Source organism: Azohydromonas lata (genome assembly GCF_034427735.1).
GTDB classification, from domain to species: domain Bacteria; phylum Pseudomonadota; class Gammaproteobacteria; order Burkholderiales; family Burkholderiaceae_C; genus Azohydromonas; species Azohydromonas lata.
Window position 1 is genome coordinate 1 of the sequence record NZ_JAXOJX010000038.1, and the last position, 15221, is coordinate 15221.

The 15221-nt window shown below is 70.9% G+C and carries 14 protein-coding genes and 1 tRNA gene; 6 read left to right on the forward strand and 9 right to left on the reverse strand.

The genetic code is table 11. The features are described 5' to 3' along the window. The 3 genes from SM757_RS20865 to coaBC all read right to left on the reverse strand — a co-directional run. On the reverse strand, positions 1-1197 hold a 1197-nt coding region (locus SM757_RS20865; protein WP_322466905.1), incomplete at its 3' end, for an efflux RND transporter periplasmic adaptor subunit. A gap of 161 nt (positions 1198-1358) precedes the next feature. Beyond that, on the reverse strand, positions 1359-1820 hold the full coding sequence (gene dut / locus SM757_RS20870) for a dUTP diphosphatase (RefSeq protein ID WP_066333854.1): 462 nt from the start codon (positions 1818-1820) through the stop codon (positions 1359-1361). A 154-nt stretch (positions 1821-1974) separates the two neighbouring features. Continuing rightward, a complete protein-coding gene (coaBC, locus tag SM757_RS20875; protein WP_322466906.1) occupies positions 1975-3204 on the reverse strand; it encodes a bifunctional phosphopantothenoylcysteine decarboxylase/phosphopantothenate--cysteine ligase CoaBC in 1230 nt (409 codons plus the stop codon). A 120-nt stretch (positions 3205-3324) separates the two neighbouring features. Between coaBC and SM757_RS20880 the strand changes: the two genes are divergently transcribed. Further along, positions 3325-4116: a ChaN family lipoprotein gene (locus SM757_RS20880; RefSeq protein ID WP_322466907.1), complete on the forward strand. Its 792-nt coding sequence runs from the start codon at positions 3325-3327 to the stop codon at positions 4114-4116. A gap of 187 nt (positions 4117-4303) precedes the next feature. Here SM757_RS20880 and alaS read toward each other — a convergent pair whose 3' ends face one another. Continuing rightward, positions 4304-6931, reverse strand: a complete 2628-nt coding sequence (alaS, locus tag SM757_RS20885) for an alanine--tRNA ligase (RefSeq protein ID WP_322466908.1) — start codon at positions 6929-6931, stop codon at positions 4304-4306. A gap of 264 nt (positions 6932-7195) precedes the next feature. Here alaS and SM757_RS20890 point away from each other — a divergent pair, with 264 nt between their 5' ends. Together SM757_RS20890 and SM757_RS20895 are read left to right on the forward strand one after the other, a co-directional pair. Further along, the gene (locus SM757_RS20890) at positions 7196-8683 is read left to right on the forward strand and encodes an NAD-dependent succinate-semialdehyde dehydrogenase (RefSeq protein ID WP_066333862.1); all 1488 of its coding nucleotides are present in this window, start codon (positions 7196-7198) and stop codon (positions 8681-8683) included. A 108-nt stretch (positions 8684-8791) separates the two neighbouring features. Continuing rightward, positions 8792-9706, forward strand: coding sequence for an aspartyl/asparaginyl beta-hydroxylase domain-containing protein (locus SM757_RS20895; RefSeq protein WP_322466909.1), 915 nt, complete (start codon positions 8792-8794; stop codon positions 9704-9706). Between the two features lie 72 nt (positions 9707-9778). On the opposite strand, the gene SM757_RS20900 is transcribed toward SM757_RS20895, so the two are convergent. Continuing rightward, the gene (locus SM757_RS20900; protein WP_066333864.1) at positions 9779-10684 is read right to left on the reverse strand and encodes a GGDEF domain-containing protein; all 906 of its coding nucleotides are present in this window, start codon (positions 10682-10684) and stop codon (positions 9779-9781) included. Between the two features lie 122 nt (positions 10685-10806). Then, positions 10807-10881 (reverse strand) — tRNA-Gly (locus tag SM757_RS20905). Positions 10882-11063: 182 nt separating this feature from the next. On the opposite strand from SM757_RS20905, the gene trmB reads away from it, so the two are divergent. Then, entirely contained in the window at positions 11064-11795 is a 732-nt protein-coding gene (gene trmB, locus SM757_RS20910; protein WP_084267278.1) for a tRNA (guanosine(46)-N7)-methyltransferase TrmB, read from the forward strand. 7 nt (positions 11796-11802) lie between these two features. Here trmB and SM757_RS20915 read toward each other — a convergent pair whose 3' ends face one another. The 3 genes from SM757_RS20915 to SM757_RS20925 form a co-directional block, all read right to left on the reverse strand. Continuing rightward, on the reverse strand, positions 11803-12480 hold the full coding sequence (locus tag SM757_RS20915) for a glutathione S-transferase family protein (protein WP_322466910.1): 678 nt from the start codon (positions 12478-12480) through the stop codon (positions 11803-11805). A 31-nt stretch (positions 12481-12511) separates the two neighbouring features. Next, positions 12512-13369: an undecaprenyl-diphosphate phosphatase gene (locus SM757_RS20920; RefSeq protein WP_322466911.1), complete on the reverse strand. Its 858-nt coding sequence runs from the start codon at positions 13367-13369 to the stop codon at positions 12512-12514. 80 nt (positions 13370-13449) lie between these two features. Then, positions 13450-14037, reverse strand: a complete 588-nt coding sequence (locus SM757_RS20925; protein ID WP_322466912.1) for a hypothetical protein — start codon at positions 14035-14037, stop codon at positions 13450-13452. Positions 14038-14154: 117 nt separating this feature from the next. Here SM757_RS20925 and SM757_RS20930 point away from each other — a divergent pair, with 117 nt between their 5' ends. Together SM757_RS20930 and SM757_RS20935 are read left to right on the forward strand one after the other, a co-directional pair. Beyond that, on the forward strand, positions 14155-14820 hold the full coding sequence (locus SM757_RS20930; protein WP_066333875.1) for a protein-L-isoaspartate O-methyltransferase family protein: 666 nt from the start codon (positions 14155-14157) through the stop codon (positions 14818-14820). Positions 14821-14839: 19 nt separating this feature from the next. Beyond that, complete coding sequence (locus SM757_RS20935; protein WP_322466913.1) at positions 14840-15175, forward strand: rhodanese-like domain-containing protein; 336 nt, start codon at positions 14840-14842, stop codon at positions 15173-15175. The last annotated feature ends 46 nt before the right edge of the window (positions 15176-15221 follow it).

Consider the following 15221-nt stretch of genomic DNA (forward strand, 5'->3'; position numbering starts at 1 on the left):
GCCCTGCCCGCCGTGGCCTTCGCCGCCGCGGCCCGCGGGGGCCCCCGCGCCGCGCTCGACCACCGGGGCACCGGGGCGCAGGTTCTGCTTGCCGTCCACCACCACGCGTTCACCCGCGCGCACACCGTCCACCACCGCGTCGTTGCCAGCGGCGTAAGTCACCGTGACGGGCCGCGCCGCGGCTTTGTTGCCCTCGATCACGAAGAGGGTCGTTCCGCGCGGGCCCTGGATGACGGCCGCCTGCGGCACCACCACCGCGCCGCGCAGCGTGCGCACGGTCAGGCTCACGTCCACGAAGGCGCCGGGCCACAGCGACTGGTCGGCGTTGTCGAACTGGGCCTTCACGCGCACCGTGCCCGACGCCAGGTCCACCGCGTTGTCCACGAACTGGAGTTTTCCGGTGCGGGGCTTGCGGCCTTCCGGCAGCACGGCCTGCACCTGGCCGCCGCCCTGGCCCATGAGCTCCAGCAGCGCGGGCAGCTCGCGCTGCGGCAGGTTGAAGGCCACGGCGATGGGGTCGATCTGCGTGAGCGTGAGCAGCGCCGCGCCCGTGGGCGAGACGCTGGTGCCGGGATAGACGTTCACGGTGCCGATGCGCCCGTCCCCCGGCGCCGTGATGCGGCTGTAGGACAGCGCCACCTTGGCGGCATCCAGCGCGGCGCGGTCCGCGGCCACCACGGCGGCCTGCGCCTCGGCCTGCGCCTGCGCCGTGTCCACCGCGCCCTGCGACACGAAGTTCTGCGCCAGCAGCTCGCGGCTGCGGGCGAGCTGGCGCTGGGCGTCGGCGGCGGTGGCCTGGTCGCGCAGCAGTTGCGCCTGCGCGCGGGCGACGTTGGCCTCGTCGTTGCGCGCGTCCAGCGTGAACAGCAGCTCGCCGCGCCTGACGTTCTGGCCCTCGCGCACGTGCACCTGCGTCACCTGGCTGGCCACCTGCGGCTTCACTTCCACGCTGCGCAGCGCCGTGACGGTGCCGGGCGCCTGCAGCAGCACCGGCACGTCGCGCTGCTGCGCCACCACGCTGGTGACGCTCACCGGCGCGCCGCCGGCGCCGGACGCCGCGCCGCTGGCGGGAGAGGCCGCCGCCGATGCGCCGCCGCCCGCGGGCGCGGCCTCCTTGCGGCCGTTGAACCACCAGGCGCCGGAGAGGCCGGCCACGATGAGGACCGCCGCCAGGGCAGCCGCTTTGGGCTTGGACATGGATCGCTGTGGTCCGTCGAAAGGAAGAAATTGCCGGTTCGCGGGTCTGTCGGCAAGTCGCCAGCCCGCAGCGGCCAAGGGTTTATTGATCGGCCAGCGGGGCGCCATCTTGATGCGCCGCGTGCCCGGGGCAAACGCTTAGGCGCATAAGCAAAGCAGGTTCAGTTCCGGCCGGTGGAACCGAAGCCGCCTTCGCCGCGCTGCGAATCGCCGAACTCCTGCACGCGGCGGAATTGGGCCTGCACCACGGGGACGATGATCATTTGCGCGATGCGCTCCAGCGGCTGCACGGTGAAGGGCTCCTTGCCGCGGTTCCAGCAGCTCACCATGAGCGGGCCCTGGTAGTCGGCATCGATGAGGCCCACGAGATTGCCCAGCACCAGGCCGTGCTTGTGGCCCAGGCCCGAGCGCGGCAGCAGCATGGCGGCCAGGCCGGGGTCGCCGATGTGGATGGCGATGCCCGTGGGGATGAGCGCCGCGTCGCCGGGCTGCAGCACCAGCGGCACGTCCAGGCAGGCGCGCAGGTCCAGCCCGGCGCTGCCGGGGGTGGCGTAGCGGGGAGCCAGTTCGTCCCAGCGCTCGGCGACGCGGGGGTCGAGGATTTTCAGGTCTATGGTGGTCATGCAGGGTTCCGGTTGAAAAAGGAACCGTCATGCCCGCGCACGCGGGCATCCACGAGCCGCGTGACGCAGCCTTGGCGGCATCACGGCAAGGGTGGATGCCCGCCTGCGCGGGCATGACGATGTGTTGTGGGAGTTGGGAGTTGGCCGGGTGTCTTCAGCTTCGGCTGGCCAGCCGCTGCGCAATTTCCTGTACCAGCACGCGCGAAAGCGCCCGCTTGGACGCGCAGGGCACTTCGCGCTCACCCTGGGCGTCCACCAGCAGCAGCGCGTTGTCGTCGCGGCCGAAGGTGGCGGGGCCCAGGTTGCCCACCACCAGGGGCACATTCTTTCGCTGAAGTTTTTCCCGCGCGTGTCTGGCCAGGTCGTGGCTCTCGGCGGCAAAGCCCACGCAGTAAGGCCTGCGCGCCAGCCGCGCCACCGCGGCCAGGATGTCGGGGTTCTCGACGAGCTCCAGCACCGGCACGTCGCGGCCCGGGGCCTTCTTGATCTTGGCGTCCGACACGTCGGCCGGGCGCCAGTCGGCCACCGCGGCAGTGGCCACGAACACGTCGTGCTCGGGGGCCAGCGGCAGCACCGCGTCGAACATCTGCCGCGCCGTGCGCACGTCGATGCGGCGCACCCCGGCGGGCGTGTCCAGGTGCACGGGGCCGGCCACGAGCGTGACTTCAGCCCCCGCCTCCTGCGCGGCGCGGGCGATGGCAAAGCCCATCTTGCCGCTGGAGAGATTGGTCAAGCCCCGCACCGGGTCGATGGGCTCGAAGGTCGGCCCGGCGGTGATCAGGAGCTTCTTGCCTTGCAAGACCTTGGGCTGGAAGAAGCCGATGACGGCGTCGCGCAGCTCAACGGCCTCCAGCATGCGGCCGTCGCCCACTTCGCCGCAGGCCTGGTCGCCGTGGCCCGGGCCCAGCAGCAGGGCGCCGTCGGCCACCACTTGGGCGACGTTGCGCTGCGTGGCCGGGTGGGCCCACATCTCGCGGTTCATGGCCGGGGCCAGCAGCAGCGGCACGCGCTCGTGGCCGGAGGCAAAGGGGCGGGCCAGGCATAGCAGGCTCAGCAGCTCGTCGGCGCGGCCCTGGGCGAGCTGCGCGATGAGGTCGGCGCTGGCCGGGGCGATGAGGATGGCGTCGGCCGCGCGGCTCAGGTTGATGTGGGCCATCGCGTTGTGCTCGCGCTCGTCCCACTGGCTGCGCACCACGGGGCGGCCGGAGAGGGCCTGCATCGTCACGGCGGTGATGAACTGTTCGGCCGCGGGCGTCATCACCACCTGCACCGTGGCGCCGGCGCGCATGAGCTCGCGCACCAGCTCGGCGGACTTGTAGCAGGCGATGCCGCCGGAGAGGCCGAGCACCAGGTGCCGGCCGGCGAGATCGGGGGGTTCCTTCATAAGGCGCGCACTCTATCAGGGGCTTGCGCGCGGCCATGTCCAGGCCCGTGGCTCGCTATGCTGGACCTTGGGGCCGTCGCCTGGCGCCCCACCGTTGCTCTGCCTGGAGAGGGTTCCTGCATGAAACCGCTGCCGCGCCTGTTCCCGCTGTTGCTCTCCCTGGGCTTGCTGCTGCCCTGTGCGCGGGCCGCCGTGCCGCCGGCCGCGCCGCGCGTGCTGCTCTACGGCGAGCAGCACGACCAGGCCGACCAGCAGCGGCAGGTGGCGCAGGCGGTGCGCGAGCTGGCGCAGCAGCGGCGGCTGGCCGCCGTGGTACTGGAGATGGCCGAGAGCGGCGCCAGCACGGCGCGGTTGCCCGCCGCGGCCGACGAGGCCGCCGTCAAGGATGCCCTGCGCTGGAGCGCCGCCGCCTGGCCCTGGGATACCTATAAGGACGTGGTGATGTCAGCCGTGCGCGCCGAGGTGCCGGTGCTGGGCGGCAACCTGCCGCGGCGCGACATGCGCGAGGCCATGCAGAACGAGTCTCTGGACCGGCTGCTGCCCCCGGCCATCAACGACGAATTGAAAACCGCCATACGCGAGGGCCACTGCGGGCTGCTGCCGGCCGAGCACGAGGGCGGCATGTTGCGCATACAGCTCGCGCGCGACCAGAGCATGGCGCGCACCGTGGCGCAGGCCGTGGAGAGCGCGGGCCCAGGCCGTCAGGTGCTGCTGCTCTCCGGCGCGCAACACGCCGCGCGCGACCGCGGCGTGCCGCTGCACCTGCAGCAGCTCGGCTTCAAGGCCGACGACTTGTTCGTGACCATGTTCGGCCAGTTCCCCGGCGACACCCTGCCCTCGGACCGCACCCTGCCCGCGCTGCATTCCACCGGCGGGACGGACCCTTGCGAGCAGCTCAAGGGGCGTAAGTGAGGGCCAAGTGACAGCCGAAAGCTGATCGGCAGCGCCCCCCGAATCGTCATTCCCGCGAAGGCGGGAATGACGAGTTAGAGCGCAGATGTCGCCACTCACGGCCCGCACCACCCAACAAAAAGCCCGTCGGCCAACAGCGCGACGGGCTTTTCCCATTCAGGCGCCACGTTGGGCGCCACCGGCAGGCTTACAGCCGCTCGGCCACCCAGCCCTGCACCGAGGCCAGGGCCTGGGGCAGCTTGGAGGCGTCCGTGCCGCCGGCCATGGCCATGTCCGGCTTGCCGCCGCCCTTGCCGCCGACTTGCTGCGCCACGAAGTTCACCAGCTCGCCGGCCTTGACCTTGGCGATGGAGTCGGCCGTCACGCCCGCGGCGATCTGCACCTTGGCGCCTTCGACGGCGGCCAGGACGATGGCGGCGCTCTTGAGCTTGTCCTTGAGCTTGTCCATGGTCTCGCGCAGGGTCTTGGCGTCGGCGCCTTCCAGCGTGGCGGCCAGCACCTTCAGGCCCTTTACCTCCACGGCGCGGGTGAGCAGCTCGTCGCCCTGGGAAGACGCCAGCTTGCCCTTGAGCGCGGCGATTTCCTTCTCCAGCGCGCGCACCTGCTCCTGCACTTGCGTGAGGCGCGCCGGCACGTCGGCCGGCGTCACCTTCAGGGCGCCGGCCACGCTGCTGACCGTGGTCTCCAGCGACTGCACGTAGGCCAGCGCGTTCTCGCCCGTGACGGCCTCGACGCGGCGGATGCCGGCGGCCACGCCGCCTTCGGCCACGATCTTGAAGAGGCCGATGTCGCCCGTGCGCTGCACGTGCGTGCCGCCGCACAGCTCCTGCGTGGAGCCGATGCGCAGCACGCGCACGCGCTCGCCGTACTTCTCGCCGAACAGCATCATGGCGCCCGTCTTTTGCGCGTCTTCCAGCGCCATGACGGTGGCGTCGGTGGCCTCGTTGGCCAGGACTTCGGCGTTGACGATGGCCTCGACGCGGCGGATTTCCTCGGCCGTCAGCGGCGCGGTGTGCGCGAAGTCGAAGCGCGTGCGCTCCGGCGTCACCAGCGAGCCCTTTTGCTGCACGTGGCCGCCGAGCACCTCGCGCAGCGCCTTGTGCATCAGGTGCGTGGCGCTGTGGTTGCGCATGATGCGCGCGCGCCGCTCGGCGTCCACGCGGGCGTTGAAGGCGTCGCCCACGCGCACCTCGCCCTCGACGACGCGGCCGTGGTGGCCGAACACGTCGGCCTGGATCTTCATGGTGTCGTCCACTTCCACGCGCGTGCTGGCGTTGCGCAGCTCGCCGGCGTCGCCGACCTGGCCGCCGCTCTCGGCATAGAAGGGGGTGTGGTCCAGCACGATCACGGCGTCGTCGCCGGCGCGGGCGGACTGGGCCTGCACGCCGTCCACGTACACGGCCACCACGGTGGCGGTGTCGTGCAGCAGCTTGTCGTAGCCGTGGAAGGTCGTGGCCGAGCCGCTGTACTCCAGGCCGGCGGCCATCTTGAACTTGCCGGCGGCGCGGGCCAACTCGCGCTGGCGGTTCATGGCGACGTTGAAGCCGGCCTCGTCCACCGTCACGCCGCGCTCGCGGCACACGTCGGCCGTGAGGTCCAGCGGGAAGCCGTAGGTGTCGTGCAGCTTGAAGGCGGTCTCGCCGTCCACCACCTGCGCGCCCGTGGCCAGGGCCGCTTCCAGGATCTCCATGCCGTTGGCGATGGTCTGGAAGAAGCGCTCCTCCTCCTGCTTGAGCACCTCGGTGACGCGCGACTCGTTCTGGCGCAGTTCGGGGTAGGCGTCGCCCATCTCCTTGACCAGCGCGGCCACGAGCTTGTGGAAGAACGGGGTGCGCGCGCCCAGCTTGTAGCCGTGGCGGATGGCGCGGCGCGTGATGCGGCGCAGCACGTAGCCGCGGCCGGCGTTGCCGGGGATCACGCCGTCGGCCACCGTGAAGGCGCAGGCGCGGATGTGGTCGGCAATCACCTTGAGCGAGGGCGAGGCCGCGTCGCAGTGGCCGGCACCGGACGCGTCCACCGCGCCCTTGGCCGCGGCCAGCAGGTTCACGAACAGGTCGATCTCGTAGTTGGAGTGCACGTGCTGCAGCACCGCCGCGATGCGCTCCAGGCCCATGCCGGTGTCGACGCTGGGTTTGGGAAGCTTGTGCATCACGCCCGCTTCGTCGCGGTTGAACTGCATGAACACGTTGTTCCAGATCTCGATGTAGCGGTCGCCGTCTTCATCAGGCGACCCCGGCGGGCCGCCGGCGATCTCGGGGCCGTGGTCGTAGAAGATCTCGGTGCACGGGCCGCAGGGGCCGGTGTCGCCCATCATCCAGAAGTTGTCCGAGGCGTAGCGCGCGCCCTTGTTGTCGCCGATGCGCACGATGCGCTCGGCCGGCACGCCCACGGTCTTGTTCCAGATCTCAAACGCCTCGTCGTCCTCGGCGTAGACCGTCACCCAGAGCTTGTCTTCCGGCAGCTTGAACACCTTGGTCAGCAGCTCCCAGGCGTACTGGATGGCGTCGTGCTTGAAGTAGTCCCCGAAGCTGAAGTTGCCCAGCATCTCGAAGAAGGTGTGGTGCCGCGCGGTGTAGCCCACGTTGTCCAGGTCGTTGTGCTTGCCGCCGGCGCGGATGCACTTCTGGGCCGTGGTGGCACGGCTGTAGGGGCGCTTGTCGAAGCCCAGGAACACGTCCTTGAACTGGTTCATCCCCGCGTTGGTGAACAGCAGCGTGGGGTCGTCGCCCGGCACCACGGGGCTGGAGGCCACGATGGCGTGGCCCTTGGACTCGAAGAACTTCAGGAACGACTGGCGGATTTCGGCGGCTTTCATCCGGTGCTTTCTGGAGTCAGCGGGCGGCTCTCGCGGCCCGCGACAGGCATGCTCTGCGACGGCCTTCCCGTGGGGATGGGAAGCCGCCTCCTCGGCCGGCGCCGGCGACAGCCGCTGCAGCGGTCGCCAAGTGCTTGATTCGGCACGTGTTTAGACGAACCGGCGATTATAGGTCGGCACCTCGCCGGCTTCGGCTGCGTCAAGGCCGCCCGCAGGGGCGCGCCTATCATGTCGGCCCTGTCCCGTGCACACGAAGCAGCCGACATGAACGACAACACTCCCCTGACCACCCTCCAGGACCCCAGCCTGCTCAAGACCGACGCCCTCATCAACGGGCAGTGGGTCGCAGGCGAAACCCGTTTCGAAGTCCGCGACCCGGCCACGGGCCGCGTGCTGGCCGAGGTGCCCAACCTGGGTGGCAGCGAGGCCGAAGCCGCCCTCCAGGCCGCCGACAAGGCCTGGCCGGCCTGGCGCGCCAAGACCGCCAAGGAGCGCGGCGCCATCCTCATGCGCTGGTACCAGCTGCTGATGCAGAACGCCGAGGACCTGGCCCGCATCATGACCGCCGAGCAGGGCAAGCCCCTGGCCGAGGCGCGCGGCGAAGTGGGCTACGGCGCCAGTTTCATTGAATGGTTCGCCGAAGAGGCCAAGCGCGTCTATGGCGAGACCGTGCCGACCACCGACGGCAACAAGCGCTACCTCGTCATCAAGCAGCCCATCGGCGTGTGCGCGGCCATCACGCCGTGGAACTTCCCCATCGCCATGATCACGCGCAAGGTCGCGCCGGCCCTGGCCGCGGGCTGCCCCGTGGTGATCAAGCCCGCCGAGGCCACACCGCTGTCGGCGCTGGCCGTGGCCGAGCTCGCGCAGCGCGCGGGCATGCCCGCGGGCGTGCTCAACGTGATCACGGCCGACTCGCAGCGCTCCATCGAGGTGGGCAAGGTGCTGTGCGACTCGGACGTGGTGCGCCACCTCAGCTTCACCGGCTCCACCGAGGTCGGCCGCATCCTCATGAAGCAGTGCGCGCCCACCATCAAGAAGCTGGGCCTGGAGCTGGGCGGCAACGCGCCCTTCATCGTCTTCGACGACGCCGACCTGGACAGCGCCGTGGAAGGCGCGCTGGCCAGCAAGTACCGCAACGCCGGCCAGACCTGCGTGTGCGCCAACCGCATGTACGTGCAGGACGGCGTGTACGACGCCTTCGTGGCCAAGCTGGCCGAGCGCGTGGGCCAGCTCAAGGTGGGCAACGGCTTCGAGCCCGGCGTGCAGGTGGGCCCCATGATCGAGCCGGCCGCCGTGGAGAAGGCCGAGGCCCACGTGGCCGACGCGCTGGCCAAGGGCGCGCGGCTGGTGAGCGGCGGCGCGCGCGTGCAGGGCCTGCAGAGCAACCTCTTCTACGCTCCCACCGTGCTGGCCGACGTGACCGGCGACATGCTGTGCACGCGCGAGGAGACCTTCGGCCCGGTTGCCCCCGTGCAGCGCTTTGCCACCGAGGCCGAGGCCATCGCCCTGGCCAACGCCACCGAGTTCGGCCTGGCCAGCTACTTCTACAGCCGCGACATCGGCCGCATCTTCCGCGTGGGCGAGGCGCTGGAGTACGGCATGGTGGGCATCAACACCGGCATCATCTCCACGGCCGAGGTGCCCTTCGGCGGCGTGAAGCAGTCCGGCTTGGGCCGCGAGGGCTCGCACCACGGCATGGACGACTACATCGAGCTCAAGTACCTCTGCTTGGGCGACATCCTCAAGTGACGTGAGGCCCGCGGGCGCCGCCGCACCCCGGCGCGCCCGCCCTGCCCCGGCCCGCCTTCGCCCCGCGGACCGTGCGGGTTGTGCGTGCTGCTACCGGGAAGCATCCCCATGAACCTCTCTCTCCAACCGCGGCACTGGGTGCTGCTCGTCTTCGTGGCCTCGGCGCTGTACGCGCACTTCCGCGGCCGCGTGCGCTTCGGCATGGTCCGCGCGCTGCTGGACTTCCAGGTGCTGCTGGCCCCCGTGAACGCGCTGATGTACCTGTTCTCGCGCACGCCGCGCAGCGCCTTCATAGACCCGCGCGAGTTTCCCGAGATGCAGGTGCTCACGGACCACTGGCAGCTCATCCGCGAGGAGGCCCTGCGCCTGAACGAGCAGGGCGCCATACGCGCGGCCGACGGCCACATCGACATGGGCTTCAACAGCTTCTTCCGCACGGGCTGGAAGCGCTTCTACCTGAGCTGGTACGGGCAGGAGATGCCCTCGGCCGAAGCCGCCTGCCCGCGCACGGTGGCGCTGCTCAAGGGCATTCCGTCGGTGAAGGCGGCCATGTTCGCCTCGCTGCCGCCGGGCGCGACACTGGTGCGCCACCGCGACCCCTACGCCGGCTCGCTGCGCTACCACCTGGGCCTGGCCACGCCCAACGACCCGGGCTGCTACATCGAGGTGGACGGCCAGCGCCACCACTGGCGCGACGGCCAGGCGGTGATGTTCGACGAGACCTACATCCACCACGCCGCCAACGGCACGCAGCAGCAGCGCGTGATCCTGTTCTGCGACGTGGAGCGGCCGCTGTGGTTCGCGCCCGCGCGCTGGTTCAACCGCTTCTTCGCGCGCCACGTCATGTCGGCCGCCGCCACGCAAAACGTGCCCGGCGAGCACGTGGGCGCCTTCAACCGCTTCTTCAAGGGCTTTTATGCCCTGCGCCAGAAAGCCAAGGACCTCAAGAAGCGCAGCCGCACGACCTACTACGTGGGCAAGTGGGCGCTGATCATCGCCGCGCTGTGGGCGCTGTTCTGGTGAGGCGGCCGACGCCTGCACCGTAGAGGACAAGGGCCGCGATCAGCGGCCCTTTTGTTTTTCGGCGCGGAGAGCTCATTCCTCGTCGTTGGCTGCGGGCTGCGCGCCGCGCTCGCTGAAGTTGGCGTAGCCGGCGCGGCCCACGGCGGGCGCGGCGGCGGCCAGCGCCACGGATCGGCGCAGCAGCTCGGCGGCGTCGCGGCCGTCCCCGGGGCTCAGGCTCACGCCCAGGGCCACGCCCACGGCCACGGCCTCGCCCTGCAGGCTGAAGGGGCGCTGCAGCGTCTCCAGCAACTTGTCGGCGACCTTGCGCGCGTCGCCAGGGGCGTCTATCCAGGCCAGCAGCACGGCAAAAGTGTCCGGGGCGATGGCCGCCACCACGTCGCTGGCGCGCAAGCCCGCGCGCAGCCGCACCGCCACCTTGCGCCGCAGCACAGGGGCCGATTCGCCGCCCAGCCGCGCCTGCACGGTGGCAAAGCCTTCCACGCGCACGGCCAGCAGCGCCATGGGTGCGGGCTCGCGCTCGCGCAGCGCCAGCAGGTGGCTGACGTGCTCGATGAGCTGCTCGCGGTTGGGCAGCCCGGTGGCGACGTCGGTGGCAAAGGTGCCGCGGGCGGCGCGTTCGATACGCTTGCGCTCCACGGCCAGGCGCAGCGCGCGGGCCACGTCGCCGGCACCCGCGTGCAGCGGCAGCAGGTCCTGCGCGCCGCGACCCACCAGCGCCAAGCCATCGGCCGGCTGCGGCAGCGAGGCGACCAGCGCGCATTCGCCCACGGCAGCCGACAGCGCGCTCCAGTGCTGCAGCTCATGCAGCGCGGCGGTGTCGGCCACGCGAACCCACAGCGCATCGGCCGGCTGCTGCTGCAGTGCGGCCAGGGCGGCGTCCAGGTCGTCACACGGCTGGAATTCGAAGCCGCCCCAGGGCTCGGCGGGCAGTTGGGGGGACGGGACGGCCACGGTGATCACGCGCAGCAACTTCATGGCGGGCTCCGGAGGGCACGGGGGACGGGCAAGGCAAAGTCCCGCATGGTACGTCCGTGGCGAAAGGGGCCCGGCCCCCACAAGCGCCAAGGGCCGCACGAGGCGGCCCTTGGGGATGTGTGTGGAGCGGGCGAAGGGAGTCGAACCCTCGTCATTGGCTTGGGAAGCCAAGGTAATGGCCGTTATACGACGCCCGCTCTGAGAGGCCGGATTATAGGGGCTGCGAACGCCACTTCCTCACGGCTGTGGCCAGCGCGCCGCACGGCCGCCGCGGCGCCGGGGCCTTCGCGCCACGGCACAATGCGGCCCCTTTTGCGCCGCGCGCCGACCAACGGCCGCGCGCCGGCGCCAGGACCGATCCGCTTTTCCGCCCCCTGCCATGAACGCCGCCGACGACGTCTCCGCTCCCGCTCCCGCCGAGGAGCCCTCCTCCACCCAGCCGCCGCACGCCCGCGCCATCCGCAGCTACGTGCTGCGCGCCGGCCGCATGGGCACGGGCCAGCAGCGTGCGCTGGCCGAGCTGGGACCGCGCTTCGTCCTGCCCTACCAGCCGCAGCCGCTGGACTACCCGGCCGTCTTCGGCCGCCAGGCGCCCGTGGTGCTGGAAATCGGCTTCGGCATGGGCGACGCCACCGCGCAGATCGCCACCACGCTGGCGGACCACGATTTCATCGGCGTCGAGGTCCACACGCCCGGCGTCGGGGCGCTGCTCAAGCACATCGGCGAGAAGGGCCTCACCAATCTGCGCATCGTCCAGCACGACGCGGTGCAGGTGCTGCAGCACATGGTCGCGCCCGGCTCGCTGGCGGGCGTGCATATCTTCTTCCCCGACCCCTGGCACAAGAAGAAGCACAACAAGCGCCGCCTGATCCAGTCGCCCTTCGTGGCCGAGCTGGTCACGCGGCTGGCTCCCGGCGGCTACCTGCACTGCGCCACCGACTGGCAGCCCTACGCCGAGCAGATGCTGGAAGTGCTCTCGGCCGAGCCGGCCCTGGCCAACACGGCCGAGGGCTACGCGCCCCGCCCCGAGTACCGGCCGCTGACCAAATTCGAGGCCCGCGGCCTGCGCCTGGGCCACGGGGTCTGGGACCTGGTGTTCAAGAAGCGCTGAGGCGCTTTCAGCGGGATGGCCGGTAAGGCTCGTCCTCGCCGATCCAGTCCTGCTCGGCCAGCGCCCCGGCCACCCAGGCCGCCACGCCCGGCGCGGACCACACGCGCGCCATGTAGTCGGCCACCTGCGGCGGCACGGGCAGCGCGTAGGTGCGCAGCCGCGCCACCACGGGCGCATAAAACGCGTCGGCCGCCGAGAACTCGCCGAAGAGAAAGGGCCCGCCGCTGCCCTGCAGCGCCTCGGTCCACATGGCCGTGATGCGCGCCAGGTCGCGCGGCACGCCGTCGTCCCCGGCCATCAGCTGCGCGCCCACCGCGGGCAGGCTGGCCTCGATGTTCATGGGGCACTTGCTGCGCAGCGACATGAAGCCGGAGTGCATCTCCGCGCACAGCGAGCGCGCACGCGCGCGCGCTTTCGCGTCGCGCGGCCACACGGCCACGTCGGTGAGCTTCTCGGCCAGGTATTCGGTGATGGCCAGCGTGTCCCAGATGGCCAGATCGCCGTCCAGCAGCACCGGCACCTTGCCCACGGGCGAGACCTCGGCCAGCCGCGTGCGGAAGGCCGAGCCCGGGGTGAAGTCCAGCCGCAGCTTCTCCTCCTCGAACGGGATGCCCAACTGCTTCATCAGCACCCAGGGCCGCATGGACCAGGAGGAGTAGTTCTTGTTGCCGATCACCAGGCGCATGGCGCTCTCCTTGCGTTGTGGGAATCCGTGGTCAATCCACCCAGTCGACCCAGCCCGTGTAGGCCGTCAGCAGCACGATGCCGCCGAAGACCAGGCGATACCAGGCGAAGGGCACGAAGTCGTGGCTGGAGACGTAACGGATGAGCCAGCGTATGCACAGCAGCGCGCTGGCGAAGGCCACCACCGTGCCCACGGCAAACAGCGGCAGATCGGCCACGTGCAGCGCCTCGCGCTGCTTCCACACCGAGTAGGCGCCCGCGCCCATCAGCGTCGGGATGCCCAGGTAGAAGCTGAACTCCGTGGCCGCCTTGCGCGAGAAGCCCAGCAGCATCGCGCCCATGATGGTGGCGCCGGAGCGGCTGGTGCCCGGGATCAGCGCCAGGCACTGCAGCAGGCCCACCCGCAGCGCATCCAGCCCGCTCATCTGGTCCACCGTCTCCACGCGCGCCGCGCGCGGCTTCTCGGGGTCGTCCGAGCCGTAGCGGGCGCGGTGGATGCGCTCTATCCACAGGATCAGCAGGCCGCCCACGATGAAGGCCATGGCCACCGGCACGGGCTTGAACAGGTGCGCCTTGATGGTCTTGCCCAGCGCCAGGCCCAGCACCACCGCGGGAATGAAGGCCACCAGCACGTTCAGCGCAAAGCGCCGCGCCACCGGGTCGTGGCCCAGGCCGCGCACCGTGCCCAGCAGCCGCTGCCGGTACTCCCAGATCACGGCGAACATCGCGCCGGTCTGTATGGCGATGTCGAAGACCTTGGCCGTCTCGCCTTCGAAACCCAGCAGCGAGCCCGCCAGGATCAGGTGTCCCGTGGACGAAATGGGCAGGAATTCGGTCAAGCCCTCCACCACGCCCATCACGGCGGCTTTCAACAGCAGCATCCAGTCCAAGAGACAGCTCCGCTCAGCGCAAAAGCTGGGGATGTTACCTACCCCCCGTGGCGCTCACGCAACGGTCGCGCCGGCAACGGTCAGCGCGCCGCGCCGCGCGCGAAATGCACCACCAGCCCCTGCGGCTGCACCTCTATGGTCCCGACGTCCAGCCCCGCGCGGCGCAGCCGCTGCTGCTGCTCCGCGGGCATCTGCCACAGGGTGAAGCCTTCCAGCAGCTGCTCGGCCAGCAGCCGCCCCGCGCGCGAGGCCTGCGATTGCAGCGCGCCCGGCAGCCCCTGCAGCTCCAGCTGCTGCACGGCCACCTGCGCCAGGCGCAGCGAGGCGTCCGCGGGCTCCCAGCGCAGCCCGGTATCGAAGGCGATGCGCCCGCTGCCGCCGGCGTCGAACAGGCGCTCGCGCAAGCCCAGGGCGAAGTCGCAGGCCAGGCGGTTGCTTTCCGGCATCAGCCGCACGCGCGGGTCGCTCAGGGTGAGATCCAGCACTTCCAGCACGCGCTGCGTGCGCGGGAAACGCCGCGCCAGGCGCTCGTCGAGCTCCTGCTGCGTGAGCGTGAGCTCCGTGGGCAGCCCAAGCGCGCCACAACCGGCCAGCAGCGAAGCGCCCAGCGCCGGGAGGGTGAGCAGCAGCCGTCGGCGGCAGGGACCAAGGGGGCGAAAAGGCTTCATGCGGAAATTCTAGGCAGCGCCCGCCCGCCCTTGCGCTGGCCGCCGCAAGCCCCATGACATGGGGCCCGCCTAGAATCCCGGCCGTCGATTCACGCTGCAAACACCCACACAACCACCATGAACGTCGAACAAGCCCGCTTCAACATGATCGAGCAGCAGATCCGCCCCTGGGATGTGCTGGATTCGGATGTGCTCACGCTGCTGGCGGTGATGAAGCGCGAGGATTTCGTGCCCGCCTCGCAGCGGGCCCTGACCTTCGTGGACATGATGGTGCCGCTGCGCCAGGGCGGCGCCGCCGGCCAGTGCATGCTCGAGCCCAAGCTCGAGGCGCGGCTGCTGCAGGACCTCAGGCTCCAGCGCCACGAGAAGGTGCTGGAAGTGGGCACCGGCTCCGGCTACATGGCTGCGCTGCTGGCGCACCGCGCGCAGCAGGTCTTCAGCCTGGAGCTGGAGCCTGAGCTGGTGGAGATGGCCAAGGCCAACCTCAAGCGCGCCGGCATCATGAACGTCACCGTGCGCCAGGGCAACGGCGCGCTGGGACTGGCCGGCGAGTCGCCCTTCGACGCCATCATCCTCTCCGGCTCGGTGGCCGCGGTGCCGCAGGAGCTGCTGGAGCAGCTCAAGGTCGGCGGCCGCCTGGTGGCCATCGTCGGCAACGAGCCCATGATGCGCGCCACGCTCTACACCCGCACCGGCGAGCGCGAGTTCGGCGAGGTGGTGCTGTTCGACACCGTCGCACCGCGCCTGCTCAAGTTCCCCGAACCCACCCGCTTCTCGTTCTGAGCCGGGAAAGCCCGCTGCCATGCGCCGCCTGCGCGTTGCCGAGCTGCAGGACTTCCTGCAGGCCCATGCCCAGCAGCAGCCCGTGCTGCTGGACGTGCGCGAGCCCTGGGAGCTGGAGCGCGCGGCGCTGCGGCTGCCGGGCACGCGCGCGCTGGACATCCCCATGGGCGAGCTGACCTCGCGGCTCAATGAGCTGCCGGACGACGCGCCCATCGTCTGCCTGTGCCACCACGGCGTGCGCAGCGCGCACGTGGCGGCCTACCTCGCCCACCATGGCTTCGACGAGGTCTGGGACGTGATCGGCGGCATAGACGCCTGGTCGCTGGAGATGGACCGCTCGCTGCCGCGCTACTGACCGCCCTGCGCGCCGCGTACCGCCTGGCGGCGCGGCCAGAGCCCCT

Excerpts from the sequence above, each read along its gene's own strand:
- dut (WP_066333854.1), bottom strand. The coding sequence starts at position 1,820 with ATGACCACCATAGACCTGAAAATCCTCGACCCCCGCGTCGCCGAGCGC.
- coaBC (WP_322466906.1), bottom strand. The coding sequence starts at position 3,204 with ATGAAGGAACCCCCCGATCTCGCCGGCCGGCACCTGGTGCTCGGCCTC.
- SM757_RS20880 (WP_322466907.1), top strand. The coding sequence starts at position 3,325 with ATGAAACCGCTGCCGCGCCTGTTCCCGCTGTTGCTCTCCCTGGGCTTG.
- alaS (WP_322466908.1), bottom strand. The coding sequence starts at position 6,931 with ATGAAAGCCGCCGAAATCCGCCAGTCGTTCCTGAAGTTCTTCGAGTCC.
- SM757_RS20890 (WP_066333862.1), top strand. The coding sequence starts at position 7,196 with ATGAACGACAACACTCCCCTGACCACCCTCCAGGACCCCAGCCTGCTC.
- SM757_RS20895 (WP_322466909.1), top strand. The coding sequence starts at position 8,792 with ATGAACCTCTCTCTCCAACCGCGGCACTGGGTGCTGCTCGTCTTCGTG.
- SM757_RS20900 (WP_066333864.1), bottom strand. The coding sequence starts at position 10,684 with ATGAAGTTGCTGCGCGTGATCACCGTGGCCGTCCCGTCCCCCCAACTG.
- trmB (WP_084267278.1), top strand. The coding sequence starts at position 11,064 with ATGAACGCCGCCGACGACGTCTCCGCTCCCGCTCCCGCCGAGGAGCCC.
- SM757_RS20915 (WP_322466910.1), bottom strand. The coding sequence starts at position 12,480 with ATGCGCCTGGTGATCGGCAACAAGAACTACTCCTCCTGGTCCATGCGG.
- SM757_RS20925 (WP_322466912.1), bottom strand. The coding sequence starts at position 14,037 with ATGAAGCCTTTTCGCCCCCTTGGTCCCTGCCGCCGACGGCTGCTGCTC.
- SM757_RS20930 (WP_066333875.1), top strand. The coding sequence starts at position 14,155 with ATGAACGTCGAACAAGCCCGCTTCAACATGATCGAGCAGCAGATCCGC.
- SM757_RS20935 (WP_322466913.1), top strand. The coding sequence starts at position 14,840 with ATGCGCCGCCTGCGCGTTGCCGAGCTGCAGGACTTCCTGCAGGCCCAT.